We start from the raw sequence: 14,385 nt of genomic DNA, 5'->3' as shown, positions 1-14,385 counted from the left end.
TTGGCTCCGGGGCTTACTAGTCTATGCTTCAATTCCGAAACGGTGCTCGTCCTTGGCGGCGTTAAACACCTCCCGTGCAGCGTCAGCGTTCATTATGGCAATGCCAATCCCAACGATCAGATCCGGCAAGGCTGACGACCACAGGGAGGCGGTTATCAGCCCTGCCAAGATGATCGCGATGTTGGCGATCGCATCGTTTCGAGCCGACAAAAAGGCTGCCTTGGTGAGACTGCCGCCATGGCTGCGGTACGGTGCCAGCAGGAACGCGCAGAGAAGGTTGATTATCAGCGCGCCGGCGCCCGTCAAAGTCAGGGATAGGGGATCGGGCGGCACCAGAGAATGAAACTTGCTCCAGGCGGTCCACAGTGTGGCAAGCCCCGGCACCATCAAAAGGGCGGCCAGTAGCATACCGAGCCTGGCGCGATTTCGAATGCCCCACCCCAGTCCGATCACAATCAGCGTGTTGACCGATGCGTCCTCAAGGAAATCCAAACTGTCAGCGAACAGGGAGACTGACCCTATGGAGAGACCGACGACGAATTCGATCCCGAAGTAGCCGATGTTGAGCGCTGCGACCCATCTGACGATCCTTGCAAGATCAGCGTTGGTGGGTTGGGCCGTCGCGCCATCCTGGGACGCTGATTGTTTCCTCACCGGTTCTCATCCTGGGCGTCGTAAACTTGGCGCGCATAGCCATCCAAGAGCGCTTCACATTCGGCGAGCCGCCGCTCGGCCTCCTCGGCCAAATCCGCACCGTAGAAATCGAGCTTTCTGATTTTTTCCAGCCAAGTCTGGAGTTTCTTCAGATCGGCGTCATTCTCCTCAAGCTCGGCATAGGTAAAATGGCCGTCGGCTGTTTCCTTGGCTATTTCCGCATCGAAGTCGGAGCATTTGCCGAGGAACTCCCGGTATTCTTCGTCACGGTCGGCTTTAAAGCGACCGATAACCTTATCTTGCTGCGACTTGTCCAGCGCGACAGTTTCCAGAATGACAGCTTCACCCTGAATCTCTGCCAGCTCGTTTTCCAAGAGCTTGATGTGGCGTACATGCTCGTCCGTCTTCGGCAGAAGGCAAACGCCGTTCTGAAGATAGACCGCGCCCATACCTTTAAGCCGGCGCCAAAAACTTACCCTGTAACGCGACGGTTCGGAAGGAACCTTATAGGTGAGAAGAAGCCAAGTGAGAGATGTCATCGGAGCCTGCTGTAACGTCTGTTACATCTAGTTGTATCAGCAATTTCACAACCAATGCAACGCTTCATCGAACTGTTATGTCAACAGGATAGGGAAACGCCGCGTCGATCCCGGCGCATGGCCACCATAAGGGACCAACTTTATGCATCGTTTCTTCCGCCCCCTCACTTTATCTCTTTGCTTTGGAACCGCGCTTGCCACGCAACCCATGCCGCTCCTCGCGGCGACGCCGCTCCCCTCCCAGCATGTGCTCATCATCAGCATCGATGGTCTTCATGCGGTTGATCTGGCGCGCTATGTTAAAGAAAATCCAATATCTGCGATGGCCAAGCTCTCGTCGATGGGCACGACCTATACCAACGCATCGACCGCCGTCCCCTCGGATTCGCTAACATCCGTCGTCAGCATGATGACCGGCGGCACACCGCGCACGACCGGCATCTACTATCCTGAATTCTATGCCCGCAATCTTGCACCCGCCGGCTCGGACTGCTCGGCGCTGGGCGCACATGTCATTCTCGACGAGTCCGTCGACGCCGATCCGAACGCTGTCGATGGCGGCGCGTCGAAGAATGGCGGCTCCCCAATCGATGTCGCAAAGCTTCCGCGTGATCCCGCCAAGAAGTGCGCACCTGTTTATCCGCACGACGAGGTGCGTGTGAATACCGTATTCGAAGTGGTAAAGAGCCATGGAATGCGAACGGCGTGGATGGACAAGCACCCGGCCTACGAAGTCATCAATGGACCGTCGGGCACCGGAGTCGACGATCTTTACCTGCCGGAAATCCATGGTATCGAGGTGACGCTTCCCGCCATTATGGCGTATGACGACACAAAGACCGAAGCCCTGAAGAACGAAATTCGTGGCTTCGACCACACCGGCAAAAACAAGGTCGGCGTTCCCGCCTTGTTCGGTCTCAATATCCAGGCCCTTAACATCGCACAGAAACTGCCGGAGGGCGGATATCTCGACAGCAACGCAACGCCGGGTCCGCTCATTGCCGAGGCCCTCAAGCACACCGATGCATCCCTGCAGACTGTTCTCGACACGTTGAAGAGCGAGAACCTCACGGATACGACGACTATTATTCTCACTGCAAAGCACGGGCAGATGCCGATCGCTCGCTCGGAATTGAAGACGGTCAGTACGTCGCTGCTCAAGGGACTGATTGGCGACAAGATGGGCGCCAACATTCAGGACGACGTGATGTTGGTCTGGCTGAAGGATCAGAGCGAGACGGAGTCCGTTGCGAAGTTGATGCGGGCCCATCCGGAACTGGGCGTCGGGCAAATCCTTTACGGTGACGCATTGGCCTCGGTGGTCGGCGACGCGCGCACCGATCCCACTGCTCCCGACATCATCGGCTTGGTGAACCACGGAACCGTCTATGCCGGAAAGAGCATGACGACCCGCGGCGCGGATCACGGCGGCTTTTCCGTCGAGGATACGAACGTGGCGCTGCTCGTGGCTCAGCCGCATGCCCAGGCTCGCACGATATCATCGCCGGCAAGCTTGGTGCAGTTGGCTCCATCCGCATTGAAATTGCTCGGAATAGACCCGAACGAACTTCAGGCGGTGAAGGCGGAATCAACACAGATCCTGCCAAGTTTGTAACGAATATTGAAACGAGGGGGAGGCCAACTCCCCCTCGTGATCGCTTGAATGCGTCGGTTAATCCCTTCCGAAATCTGCAGACGGGCTGAAAGCCTTGTTGCTTCGGCCTAGTTCGCCTTTGAGTGCCCGGTTCATAAGACGACCAATCTTTCTGTCCCGTGGACGTTCGGTCATGTTGGGAACCGTCTTCCACTCGTCGCTTGCCATGATCTGCTTGGCCAAACGGTGGTATTCGACGTCCGGCCGGAGCCTGAGTTTTGGAACGATGCCTGTCCTTTTCCCGGACTGAGGCGCTTCGACGGATCGCAGTGGCCAACCCCGTTGAAAGGTGGCAAGCTCCTGCTCAAGGAACGGCGGCGGCGGTCCGAACCAACGCCTAGCCTGTGCCAGATCAAGCAGCTGCGCTGCGGCTACGAATGTGGCGATGCGCCATGGTAGCGACAGGCTGGCGAGCGGGTTGCGGCGTGCCGTGAAAGCAGGAAGGCGTCCAAAAGGAAGCTTCAGGTCAAGCCAGGCGATGAACGGTTTGCCATTCGCCTGCGATGGCGACCACAAGATTTCGATTGCAGCTTTTATCTCACCCAGTGCGCGCCCCTCCCTTCCCTCGACAGCCGCGCCTAACGCGGCCGTCAGCATGAGAAGGAAATCCAGCGTGGCCGCCCCTTCAACTTTCTTTTGTCCGCCCGATACCGCAATCAAGCAGTGACCGCAGATGAGCCTTGCCCCTTCCTCGCTACATTCGAAGCGGAATCGGCCCCGCGCGAAACAGCAGCCACACCAATCTTGCAGCATCCGACGATGCTTGCGGCAAGCCGCGGCTTCGATGTGGGACCATTCTCGACGAAAATAATGGTCCCGGCCCGCCGACACATCCTCATCAAGGCAATCGGGGCAGATCCCGCGCTCCCGGCGGTCGGCAACATACCAGTCGATCGACCTCACCGATCGGCTCAGCATCATTGCTTCGACTTCTGCGATCTTTAATCTGGTTGTACGCACCCACGATTTGAGAACCACTAGATCCGGGCGAAAATCCTCCAATTCGAAACTGCCGGATAACGGCGGCCGATCCTCATATCCTAGCCAGCGCTCGATTTCGGCCGGCGTGCATCCGTAGCGACAAGCCACTCTACCCTGCCAGGATGAGATCAACTCGTCCGCATAAGGCCGGGGTGCGATCGCCAGGAGCGGGATTTGCCTCACCGCGACGATCGCCGCTGCAGAGTATGCTCCGACCGTCGAACCATGGCGATGAGCGGCAACACAAGGCCTTCGCGGTTGAAGCTGTCGGCGGTGATGCATTCACTGCCGTTGTGAATGGCATCGGCCGCAACGGTCTCCATCAGCCGGAATATGCGCACCGTCACACCATCGGTGAGCTCAAGAACACGCCGACGGACCGCCGGCGACGTCACTGCCGATGGCCGCCGTAGCGGAAAGATGGACGCCAAGCTCGAAAGAAGCTGGGTCAGACACTGATCGTTCGACCAGCGCTCCAGGTGAAATGCTTCAAACCGCTCGGCAAGCTGCGGGTCCGTTAGAAGCGCCTGTCGGGCAAGATCGGTGCCCGCGCAGATCAAAGGCGCCTTGAGGTCATTGGCAAGGAACCGGATCACATTGAGAAAAATCCGCTGTTGGCGAAACGTGCCTGTCAACATTGCGTGGATCTCGTCGATCACAAGCATTCTGACGCCCATCCTGCGCATCAGGCTGCGGCAGATCGTTTTGAGACGGAATGCCGCGTCGCTGCTCGGCCCGGGCGCACCGAGCGCATTCAAGAGCTCGCCATAGACATCCCGCTCCAATGGTTCCGCGGGCATCTGCATCGCCACGACCGGCATGAAGGTTTCGCCGGTTCCCCTGTCGAACGTCACGGGGTGATCACGTAGAAACTTGCGGATGATTTTTGTTTTACCCATGCCGGTGTCACCGTACAGGAGCAGGCAGGGCATGCGGTCTCGCGGGGGATAGGAAAGCAGATCCTCGAGCCGCATCAATGCCGAATTTGCCTGCGCTGTCTCGAGCCAACGATCCGCCCGGATCCACGCTATACGCTCAATATCGCTCAAGTCGGCATAGCTCCGGTAAGCCGGGAGAAGATGGGGATAGTCGCTCATGACCATTCCTCCACCGCCAATGGCGACACATCAATGCAGACATCGTCTTCATCATCCGGTTTCGGAAGATCGGTAGTCCGATCTCGAGCTGCCAACGCGCGCTCTTTCCGCTCGGCGTGGCGGCGCATGGCCCGGGTCTGCTGAACGGCACTCTCCATAAGTCGCCGTTGCTCGGCGATGGTTTCAAAAATCAGATGCTCGTCGACAGCGCGGACTCCCCGCGCCCGCAACGCGGCACGCGCCAGGCGATGTTCCCCAAGCGTAATCGGCGGGCGGTCCAAAGCCGCAAAACGCACTGGCCAGATCGAACCGTCTGCCTGCTCGACATAAACCAGAGAGAGATCGCGCGGATCGTACTTCACCCGAACCTGGCGTGATGATCGGCCGGCCAAAGGGCTGAGAACGTCATCCCAATAGCGAATTCCAAAGAGATGCAGGCCATCCCTGCGGATGCAACGTTCCTCGTAGGGGAGAAAATCGCGCAGAAACCGTTCTGGATCATGCGGCAGGCGCAACGGCCGGGAACGGGCCGCAACCGCGTCGTCCCAGGCTGTCCGCGGTGGAAGCAGCAATGCGCGATGAACTTCGGCATGGTAGCGGCCGACGATCTGCAGGGCCATCCATCTCTCCAATTCGTCCAGTGTCATCGCCGCATGCCTCTGCGGATCGTACGAGCCTCGCTTGGCAATGTTGCTCGAAGTGGACCCCGGTAGCAGGTGCACCGCACCCATCATGGTCCCGATCAACCGTTCGATATGCCCGCCGTAATGTGGGCGTGCAACAGGCCGGTACATCAGGTCGATCCCATGCTCAGGGGCTCCCCTGACAAGGGCCTTGCCATGGAATTCTGCTCCATTGTCGAGGTGAATGACGTCGGGCAATCCAAAAACCGGCCACTCGGCATCAATGCCCTTCGCCTGCAGCCAAGGTTCTTTCGGCATCACCAGATTCTGGATCGCCAAGGCTACGGATGTCGATGAGGGTCTTTCCAGACTGAGATAGAAGCCGGCCACCATGCGGCTGGCAATATCGATCGCCAGCGTAAGCCAGGGGCGCTGCAGCGGCTTGCGGCTGACCGCATCGACGATGAACAAATCCACCAGCGTGTGATCGATCTGAACAATCTGAAGGGCGTAGTCGGCGCTATATTCTTGCACGACAACGCCGAACTTTTCGGTTGCGGCCTTCGCTCCTTCCCTCCATCGCATAAGAATCTTGGGATCGATGCGGTCGACCCGAGCCCGGACGGCCGTCCACGATGGGGCGAGAACTCCGCGTTCATGGCAAACTTGCCGTACCCGATCGTGAAGAGCGGTGATCGTCGGCCGCTCACGTTTGCGGTAGGTGTCGCGAATTGCCGCTTGAATGATCTCCTCGACTTCCGGCGGCAACAACACTCTGCCCTTGGCGGGACCCGGTAGAGCGTCCAGCAATGAGCTCGTGACCGGCGATGCACGATATTGGTTCAGCAGCTTATAGAATCGGGTTTGGCCCAACTCCAGCTCGCGGCAGGTCCTACCGACATGCGCCGCCGAAAGGCGGGGCAACAGAGCCAAGGGGCGAATAATCTTCTCGCGTGACACCGCCCTCAGCCAAACCGCCTCGTCGACGGCCAACTTGTCTGGTTTCCGGCCCATCGGTGCTCACCCTTACATCGAGCTGCAAATCAGGCTAAAATTTCACCGAACCTACCCAAGTTCACTCAATTAGAATGAGCGATTATTGTTACGCGACAAAGACATGCAGTCCGCCTAATTAAAAAGATGGACAAGAAAAAACAGGGTCAGTGGACGGCTGCATCGCCGCACAGCAACCTGTTCGGAGCCCCCTTTGTCGTCGTCCACATCGAAATCCGCCGTCGAACGCCGATCAGAAGAACTCGACACGATCGCCGCGGTTCTGCCGCTGGAGCGGCGCGACGAGCTAGCAGAGCTGCTGACTGACAAAGACGTCGAGACGCTGCGGCATCTCGTCAATCAGGGCATGGGCGACAATACGCTGCGGGCTCTCACCTCCGATCTCGCCTATCTCGAAGCCTGGGGCCTGGCGGCGACCGGCCGGTCGCTGCCCTGGCCGGCACCCGAAGCGCTGCTGCTCAAATTCGTCGCACACCATCTCTGGGATCCGGAAAAGCGCGCGAACGACCCCGATCATGGCATGCCTGACGACGTCGATGAAAAGCTTCGGCGCCAAGGCTTTCTGAAATCCATCGGCCCGCATGCGCCAGATACGGTACGCCGCCGTCTGGCCAGCTGGTCGACCCTCACGAAATGGCGTGGCCTCGAGGGCGCCTTCGCCTCCCCTCCCCTCAAATCCGCCATCCGGCTCGCCGTGCGGGCCGTGCCCCGAAAGAGAACCCGGAAGAGTGCCAAGGCCGTCACCGGCGATATTCTCGCAAAGTTGCTGGCGACCTGCTCGAGCGACAGCCTTCGCGACGTCCGCGATCGAGCGATCCTGATGGTCGCCTTCGCCTCCGGTGGCCGCCGGCGTAGCGAGATTGCGGGTCTGCGTGTGGAGCAGTTGACGGTCGAACCGCCGATCGAGGTGGACGACGGCCCTCCCCTCCCCTCTCTCGCCATTCATCTTGGCCGCACCAAGACGACATCAGGCGAGCAGGACGAAGTCGTCTATCTCACCGGCCCGCCGGTGGAAGCATTGAATGCCTGGCTGGCGGCCGCAAAGATCGACAAGGGCAGCGTATTCCGGGGGATCGGACGCTGGGGCACGGTTTCGAGGCGGGCGCTCGACCCGCAGTCGGTCAATGCGATCCTGAAGCAGCGCGCGGAGATGGCGGGGCTCAATGTGGGGGAGTTTTCGGCGCATGGGTTACGATCGGGATATCTGACTGAGGCCGCCAATCGCGGCATCCCCCTTCCCGAGGCGATGGAACAATCACGGCATCGCTCTGTTCAACAAGCCTTGAGTTATTACAATAACGCCACTCGGCGCAGCGGTCGTGCAGCTCGACTTCTCTGATCGCTGTAGTAAGTCCGCGCATTGCGGCCTTCCGCATAAGATCGCATTATGCCAGGGATCGGAGCGCGGGAGTTCCTCCTATTTCGTTGTTGTGGGTTACGTTGGAGTAGACTGCGGCTCTATGCTCGGAGCCTTAACCAGTTCTAAGCCGGCTAGAAGATGTGCGATCTCCCACGGCTTCCGTCCCTTCTTGGCCAGCGCCGTCACGCGCTTTTGCAGTCGGTATCCGGCGTCGCGTTTCTCCTCACCCTCTAGCGACGGATGCAAGAATGAAAGCAACCAACGAACAAAATCCATCTGGCGCGGCAGCTTAACGTATTGGGAGCCGTAGGCCACCGACCAATCAGCAAGGTGGATTCTTTTGCTTGAGACGGGCTTGGCCGGAACGAGATGTCTCTTGCTGGGTCGCTCCAGGAGGCCTACGGCTTGAAGAATCTCTGTCTGACCTGCCGTATCAGCTAGAGCCTTGAGGCGCTTTTTGATTGCAGCTCGCGTATTTCCACCTGGCGTTTCGAACCGAGCCGCTAGCTCATTGACCCCTTCCCTAACTAGTTTGCCATCATGCATGAATTCAAAAATCCGACGCCGATCTTCCTTTGTCGTCAGCTTTTTGATCACTTCCTCGCGCGGCAGTTTTTCAATCGGCCAGATCCGCTTCAGCCGGTGCGTGACAGTTGATTTCGGCAACTCGCTAATTTTTATGAACTGGTCGATGGTCACCATTCGCCCCTCTTCCGTCGGATGAGGCAGCAAGCTACCCTTGCGGATCTTCGGCTGCTTGGTTTTAAGCAGATCGCGATAGTCTTTGGACCTGACTGTGGCCAAGAGCCGACCCTCGGCAGCAGCCTTGCGGCTGCGTTCCGTCGTCCTGCCGTCCTCATGAGGTTCGAGATCAAAAGCCTCGGCAACCGTCCATCCGTTGTCGATCCGAGAGTATGCCCGAGCCTGGAACTTGGCAGGGTCAATATTGGCAGCGGTTGCAAGTGCATACGCGGCCTCAGCAATCGACTTGAATGACATGAGCGCACCGTCTACAAAAAGTTCGACCGGTTTCGTGTTTCCGAGCCCGCCCGCACTGCTTCCACCGGGCATGAGATTGTAACCATTCGGGGCCATCGTACCCACCTTCTCAATCCAGAGAGCCTCGTGCTCGAGCATCTCCGCTTGGCTCTGGTGAACGCCGAGTTCCCGGATCGAGAACCTGCCACTATTCCCCGCGCCGCCGCGCAGCTCCTCTCGGATCGCGTGCCCCAAAGAATAGAGCGATATACTCCGCTTCGCCCTGCTCGCTTCGCGCAAGTGTGCGGAGAGCCTCCTTTCAAGAGATCGGATGGTCACCCCAACGTAACTCTTGATGATTTCGCCTTGCGCGGTGCGATGGTCGATACAGTAGGTCCGAAATTGTCTCTTTCCGTCGTCCATCATCGCTTTCCATGCTTCACCGAAGCCACCCTAGCGCTTCAAGCTCAGTATTTAGTCACCGAAATAGATACATTACGCTCGATTATTTGCCGTCCGACGTCGCAATAGTTCATGGCAAACCTCGCGTCGTCACCGCACCAAAGAGACATTTTTTAAGTGACTGCGAGGACGACGGAATGAAGTTGCAGCCAAGTTATGGGCGCGTCCTGTCGTCTACAAACTGGACTGCGGGGGTTAAACCCCGAGAATTTCAAATACGGAACCCCTTCAAGAACCCGGGGCTGAAGGTGTCCTCATTGTCGAGCAAGACAGTGCTGGTTGACAAAACAGCGGTGAATCCAAACGTTTCGCGGATGCCAGCGAAACATATGAACGCGGAGGGGTCGTCTTGTGCCCCCGCCGCCCAGAAGCGGAATTGATCAGCAACGTGCCACTTCCCCTGATGCAGACTATAGAGCCCACCCAACTTCTCAAGGAACCCATCCAATGTAGGATCCGAATCGAGGTCGTAATTGGTCAGCCAATTCGTTTGAATTTTCGCGTCGAGCGGAGCCGGCGCCCCTCGGTAGTTTCGATACAACGCTAGACTAAAGCGCGCAGCAAAAGCGGAAAAAATTCGATCAACCCTGGGATCTCGATCCATAGCCACAAGATATCGTTTTCGACCTTCTTGCAGGATCGGAACGCCCGGCTTGAAAATCTTTCTCGCTAGCTCGGGGTATCGCTCCGTGAAGGAACGCGTGTGCTTAATCAGTTCTTCACGGCGAGTGTCATCAGCATCAGTAGGATTTAACCGGCTGAACATAGCAATGAATTGATCGATCTCGCGAGTGCCTTCGTGACATTCTGTGCACGCTCCAAATTCCAGTCCGGCGGGCCGGTGAGACGCGTCGAAAAGACTGGTAGGGGGGCAGTGATCGCGGGAAGTCGTGGGCGCGCTCCCTCCGCAGTACGTGCAGCGTGGATGGCGCGCTACCAGCAACGCGGTGCGAGTTTTCTTTTCGCCCATTTTCCATGACCCCTTCTATGCCGTTCGACTAGTTACTTAAACACTTCCCAAATTGGTCGCCTGAGAACAAACGATGTGATCGCGGTACAACGCGGCGTCAAACGCAGCGCTATCATGCTGTAATTGCGACACAAATTTGCAATTTGTACCGCTGACAATCTGGTCACCCGCACCATTCCAAGAGTAGTTGCCCGTCCGAGCTTAACCTCAGGCCGATTGTAGCCGTTCTGGGCCATTTGCCTTTAGAAGCGCCATCAGCATCGGACCTAGCGAGAACTCGCCCCTCATGCAGCGCCGCGTGAGGTCGCGGAGATACCCCCCCGGCGAAGCGATGAGTCCGCCGCGCTCCAAGATGCAAGCCATAGCCACCGCCGCATTTTCGGGTCCCATCGCCTCGCATGCTTCCTGGTAGGCTGACGGGCTCACTCCGAGCATGGTGCGGACAACCACCCCCGCCGCCATCAGCTCGCGCCAATGCGAAATCGTCCCCCCAATTGAATAGTCAGAAATCTGCGGGCATGCCCTCAAAACCATTCCCAACGGGAAAGCCTTTATCGGCTCGGCACTACGTTTCAGCTTATCCACTGTCGTTTCGACCTGCTCTTTTTCGGAGCAAGGTTCAAGTTCATTTAAGGATTCGGTATTTGAATTCTGTATGTGCTGGCGGTTTTCGCTATCATTGGTGTCGCATTTTTGAGGATTTAACTGGATTTCCAGTAAGTTGACCGTTTCCTCATTGAGAAGGTTGAGTTCGTCGAGGCACTCCTCCAAAGCCGCAGGTGTCTTGGCGAATTTTATGCGCGCGATAGCCCCGATAAGGGCGTCTTCAACTGCCTGCCAGTTCCCTGGTGCACCCTCCTCTACAGCAGCTGTGATGAGCTTGCGTACGTTGCGCCGCGCGATCGTAATGCGCTCCTTCGTAATGCGAAGACGCTGGCTCTCTTCCGCGACTTGGTGCGCCATTAGTGCGAGCTCCTCAGCGCGCGCGAGGAGCGGCGCGAGGCTAAAGCCGTACGCTGTTTCGATCTCACCATCATGCCCTTTACGGGCGTAGCGTTTGCCGTTTGGGCTATCGTTACGATGAATCAGCCCTGCATCAACCAGGAGCGCAAGATTTTCTCGCAAAGTCGTTCCTGCGATTCCGTTGGAGCGAATGGCTAGCTGAGCGTTCGACGGAAACACGACAAGATTGCGGTCTTCGCTGAGTTCTTGTTCTGGATAGAAGCTCAGCAGCGCGTTAAGGACGGCGAGCGCTCGATCGCGCAGGCCGAGCAGGGCTCTCGCCTCGCAGATGTTACGGTAGACCTTCCACTTATCGACAGTCTTCCCTGCCCTGATATTTGCCGTTGCGAGTTGACCTTTTACCAAGGCAAGCGTCATCGGCCGTCGCCCGAACGGCGTCGTCACATTTCCTGTTTGCATTTTCCTCTCACCTTTCGACAGGCAAAGGAAATCCGCTCACCAAACCGGCGCCAAAGACTCTTGACTGCGATTCATGGAAATGCGATTCTCAGGTTGCTTAGACATGAGGAAGGCTTCCACGACGGCGACGTTTGGGGGCCTTTTTCTTTTGCCGCTATTTTCCCTCTGCTTGAGTGGATTTCAGAAACTCTTGATGCAAGCGATCAAGGTTCTCGGCGATGAACCGCCCAAACCTGCCGGCATCGTTCGCTTTAAGAGCGATGGAATAGCTCTTCCCGCTTCCTTTGAATTCCGCGCGGACACTTGAGTCCTCGGCACGCCATTCACTAGCGCGACTTGGTCGTTTTGCAGGTTTCGAGGCCTTTTTAACTTCGGCCAGCAACCGCTCGAACCGGGCATCGGAATCGACCAAGGAAAATGCCGGGTCACCAATTAATGCTCGCGCAACATCGAGCGTTGAAGGCTTCTCGATTAATTGGGCAAACTCGGTCCATCGATTGCGGCCGACAGACTTTGCTGCTCCAACCGCGTTTGCGATATCCGCTGGAACACGACTCGCCACCGACAGCATTCGCGTCAACATCGGCGCGTCGACCGAGAGAGCCACCTGAATCACCGACTTCTCGTGCGACAGCTCAAGTAGATTTTGCGCGAACATCGAACGCTCAATGAAGGAGAGGTTTTCACGGGCTGAGTTTTCCTGCCCCTGAGCAATAATATGATCCGCGTCAGACAAAGCTTTTACGACAGCGCGGACCGAGCGGCCGAGCTCCTTCGCCGCGCGCGCTCGGCGATGTCCGAAGACGATCTGGTAGCGGCCATTGGCTGTCGGGTGAGGGCGCACCATAATCGGTGTGTCCTGGCCGCGCTCCCGGATTCCCTCAACAAGCTCGCCATAAGCGAGATCGTCTGCTCCGATCCGATCGGAGACGAAGGAAGAGTCCAAGAGTTCAGGATCGAGATCGATGATCGTCTCGCCGGTAATCTGCTGTTCAGCCTGCGCGACTTTCTCGCGGAGTTCGCTCAACGAGTTAATCATCGATCGCGACGCCCCATGCGTCGCGTAGCCAGGCGTTGCGCGCCGTTCGGTGCCCAAACTTGCCGGCGACGTTATGTTTGCGAAAACATCTTTACGTGCCATTGGATAGCGCCTCAGTTTTGATCAAACCGCTGTTTTCGCTCCGAGAAGTCACAGTTTGTACCGCTGACAATTTACTAAGCATGGCGTCTCCCCCATGCCTTCTGCAGGAGCTCGATGACTTCGTTGTTTACGGCATCCATCGATTCCCGCGCACGGTCGTATGTGGACGCTGTGAATTGCGCGCGCTCGACTTCATACAGGCTCTGCTTCGTCAACCCCGCGTCCGAAACAGCGGTCGACTTGACCATGTGGTTTTTCATCATCTGCTGCGCGAACATCGACTGCATGAAGCCAACCATCTGCTGTTGCGGGATATCGGTGGGCTCGTAGCGGGTCACGAGATAACGGAACCAATCGAGCGACACGTCGACGCCCACGCTCTCGACACTCTTGAGGATCTCGCCAAGCATCAACAGGAACTGGGACATCGACATGATGTCGAGCATCTGGGGATGTACGGTAATGAGGACCGATGTTGCTGCCGTAAGTGCTGTTAGCGTTAGATAGCCGAGCTGGGGAGGGCAGTCGACCACGACGACATCATATTGGTCATCGACTTCGGCCAAAGCATCGCCGATGCGAGTGTAGAAGAGTTTGCCAGCGGTCGAATCCTTGCGCTGCATCGCTATCGGAGTGTCATACTCGTATTCTTGCAGTTCGAGGTTGGCTGGCACCACATCCAGATTTGGAAAGTTTGTGGGCTGGATGATGTGTTTGATCGACTTGCGCTGATCATCGTAACGCAGTGCCTCGTATAAAGACTTCTTCTCGTCCAACTCCGGCTGGATGCCGTAGAGCGCCGTCAGGGAGGCTTGGGGGTCGAGATCAACCGCAAGCACTCGATAGCCCTTTAGGGCAAGGAACTGCGCAAGGTGAGCGGAAGTCGTGGTCTTTCCCGAGCCGCCCTTGAAGTTGACGACCGCGATGACCTGTAGTTTTTCATGGGCCTGACGATGTGGAACACGATCGAGAAGTTGGCGAAGCTCGTTGACTTGGGCGGCGGTGTAGTAGCGACGGCCGGTCGAAGTGGTAGTCGGCTCCACGCCTTTTCCCTGGAGGTGGAGTTTCTTTAAATAACTCTGCGAGACGCCGACAAAATCGGCGACTTCCGCCAGCGAAAATTGGCGAAGAGTCTTTTGCGCGTTCGGCGGGAATTTCTCCTGCCTCAGCATGTCGAGCTTCGAGGATATATCCCCGCCCTGTGCGAGAATGGTATCCGCGAAACTCGTCACTTTCTCCAAAGTGGCCATTTTCACGTTCATTGAGCTATCTGCCTTTAGTCACGATAATTTTCAGGATTTGATCCAATTATCGTGACAATTGCCCGATTCCCGAACCGTGGCAAGGAAAATAAGGTTAACAAGGGGTTAACAAGATTGCCGCTACAAGCGCACCTCTGCCGAATCTGCGAAGTGTTACCGACAGTTAGGCAGAATTAGCCCACGAGGTAAACACGGGGAAAACTGCAGATCTGCAGAAAATCCGATCGG

General features: G+C 57.3%; 12 protein-coding genes. 2 read left to right on the top strand and 10 right to left on the bottom strand.

Annotated features, from left to right (window positions below; all coding sequences use genetic code 11):
* Window positions 1-21 precede the first annotated feature (21 nt).
* A complete protein-coding gene (locus ACIQJ2_RS35560) occupies window positions 22-654 on the bottom strand; it encodes a cation transporter (protein WP_400676713.1) in 633 nt (210 codons plus the stop codon).
* Window positions 651-1,193, bottom strand: a complete 543-nt coding sequence (locus tag ACIQJ2_RS35555; protein ID WP_400676715.1) for a Chromate resistance protein ChrB — start codon at window positions 1,191-1,193, stop codon at window positions 651-653. The genes ACIQJ2_RS35560 and ACIQJ2_RS35555 overlap by 4 nt, the downstream gene beginning before the upstream one ends.
* Before the next feature lie 142 nt (window positions 1,194-1,335).
* On the opposite strand from ACIQJ2_RS35555, the gene ACIQJ2_RS35550 reads away from it, so the two are divergent.
* Window positions 1,336-2,808, top strand: a complete 1,473-nt coding sequence (locus tag ACIQJ2_RS35550) for an alkaline phosphatase family protein (protein ID WP_400746730.1) — start codon at window positions 1,336-1,338, stop codon at window positions 2,806-2,808.
* 57 nt (window positions 2,809-2,865) lie between these two features.
* Here ACIQJ2_RS35550 and ACIQJ2_RS35545 read toward each other — a convergent pair whose 3' ends face one another.
* Genes ACIQJ2_RS35545 through ACIQJ2_RS35535 form a run of 3 tightly spaced genes read right to left on the bottom strand, consistent with a single transcriptional unit; the run spans window position 2,866 to window position 6,562 of the window.
* Complete coding sequence (locus tag ACIQJ2_RS35545; RefSeq protein ID WP_400676719.1) at window positions 2,866-4,110, bottom strand: TniQ family protein; 1,245 nt, start codon at window positions 4,108-4,110, stop codon at window positions 2,866-2,868.
* The gene (locus ACIQJ2_RS35540) at window positions 4,008-4,925 is read right to left on the bottom strand and encodes a TniB family NTP-binding protein (RefSeq protein ID WP_400676721.1); all 918 of its coding nucleotides are present in this window, start codon (window positions 4,923-4,925) and stop codon (window positions 4,008-4,010) included. The genes ACIQJ2_RS35545 and ACIQJ2_RS35540 overlap by 103 nt, the downstream gene beginning before the upstream one ends.
* A complete protein-coding gene (locus tag ACIQJ2_RS35535; protein ID WP_400676723.1) occupies window positions 4,922-6,562 on the bottom strand; it encodes a Mu transposase C-terminal domain-containing protein in 1,641 nt (546 codons plus the stop codon). The genes ACIQJ2_RS35540 and ACIQJ2_RS35535 overlap by 4 nt, the downstream gene beginning before the upstream one ends.
* 193 nt (window positions 6,563-6,755) lie before the next feature.
* On the opposite strand from ACIQJ2_RS35535, the gene ACIQJ2_RS35530 reads away from it, so the two are divergent.
* Window positions 6,756-7,901 carry a site-specific integrase gene (locus ACIQJ2_RS35530; protein ID WP_400676725.1) on the top strand — a complete coding sequence of 382 codons (1,146 nt, stop codon included), beginning with the start codon at window positions 6,756-6,758 and terminating at the stop codon, window positions 7,899-7,901.
* Between the two features lie 96 nt (window positions 7,902-7,997).
* Here ACIQJ2_RS35530 and ACIQJ2_RS35525 read toward each other — a convergent pair whose 3' ends face one another.
* From ACIQJ2_RS35525 to repA, 5 genes are all read right to left on the bottom strand, one after another.
* Window positions 7,998-9,323, bottom strand: a complete 1,326-nt coding sequence (locus ACIQJ2_RS35525) for a hypothetical protein (RefSeq protein ID WP_400676727.1) — start codon at window positions 9,321-9,323, stop codon at window positions 7,998-8,000.
* A 250-nt stretch (window positions 9,324-9,573) separates the two neighbouring features.
* Window positions 9,574-10,332 (bottom strand): hypothetical protein, encoded by a 759-nt coding sequence (locus ACIQJ2_RS35520; protein WP_400676729.1) that lies wholly within the window; start codon window positions 10,330-10,332, stop codon window positions 9,574-9,576.
* Window positions 10,333-10,539: 207 nt separating this feature from the next.
* Window positions 10,540-11,754, bottom strand: a complete 1,215-nt coding sequence (gene repC / locus ACIQJ2_RS35515) for a plasmid replication protein RepC (RefSeq protein ID WP_400676731.1) — start codon at window positions 11,752-11,754, stop codon at window positions 10,540-10,542.
* Window positions 11,755-11,908: 154 nt separating this feature from the next.
* Window positions 11,909-12,895, bottom strand: coding sequence for a plasmid partitioning protein RepB (repB, locus tag ACIQJ2_RS35510; protein ID WP_400676733.1), 987 nt, complete (start codon window positions 12,893-12,895; stop codon window positions 11,909-11,911).
* A 74-nt stretch (window positions 12,896-12,969) separates the two neighbouring features.
* Entirely contained in the window at window positions 12,970-14,157 is a 1,188-nt protein-coding gene (gene repA / locus ACIQJ2_RS35505) for a plasmid partitioning protein RepA (protein WP_400676735.1), read from the bottom strand.
* Between the last annotated feature and the right edge of the window lie 228 nt (window positions 14,158-14,385).

This window comes from Rhizobium sp. NPDC092011 (genome assembly GCF_044756305.1).
GTDB lineage: Bacteria > Pseudomonadota > Alphaproteobacteria > Rhizobiales > Rhizobiaceae > Rhizobium.
Note: the sequence above shows the minus strand (reverse complement) of the source record. Positions and strands in the feature narration are given on the sequence as shown.

What these genes read in the sequence shown, in the direction of transcription:
- repC (WP_400676731.1), bottom strand. Translation starts at nt 11,754, where the DNA reads ATGCAAACAGGAAATGTGACGACGCCGTTCGGGCGACGGCCGATGACG.
- ACIQJ2_RS35535 (WP_400676723.1), bottom strand. Translation starts at nt 6,562, where the DNA reads ATGGGCCGGAAACCAGACAAGTTGGCCGTCGACGAGGCGGTTTGGCTG.
- ACIQJ2_RS35540 (WP_400676721.1), bottom strand. Translation starts at nt 4,925, where the DNA reads ATGAGCGACTATCCCCATCTTCTCCCGGCTTACCGGAGCTATGCCGAC.
- ACIQJ2_RS35520 (WP_400676729.1), bottom strand. Translation starts at nt 10,332, where the DNA reads ATGGGCGAAAAGAAAACTCGCACCGCGTTGCTGGTAGCGCGCCATCCA.
- repA (WP_400676735.1), bottom strand. Translation starts at nt 14,157, where the DNA reads ATGAACGTGAAAATGGCCACTTTGGAGAAAGTGACGAGTTTCGCGGAT.
- ACIQJ2_RS35545 (WP_400676719.1), bottom strand. Translation starts at nt 4,110, where the DNA reads ATGCATCACCGCCGACAGCTTCAACCGCGAAGGCCTTGTGTTGCCGCT.
- repB (WP_400676733.1), bottom strand. Translation starts at nt 12,895, where the DNA reads ATGGCACGTAAAGATGTTTTCGCAAACATAACGTCGCCGGCAAGTTTG.
- ACIQJ2_RS35525 (WP_400676727.1), bottom strand. Translation starts at nt 9,323, where the DNA reads ATGGACGACGGAAAGAGACAATTTCGGACCTACTGTATCGACCATCGC.
- ACIQJ2_RS35555 (WP_400676715.1), bottom strand. Translation starts at nt 1,193, where the DNA reads ATGACATCTCTCACTTGGCTTCTTCTCACCTATAAGGTTCCTTCCGAA.
- ACIQJ2_RS35550 (WP_400746730.1), top strand. Translation starts at nt 1,336, where the DNA reads ATGCATCGTTTCTTCCGCCCCCTCACTTTATCTCTTTGCTTTGGAACC.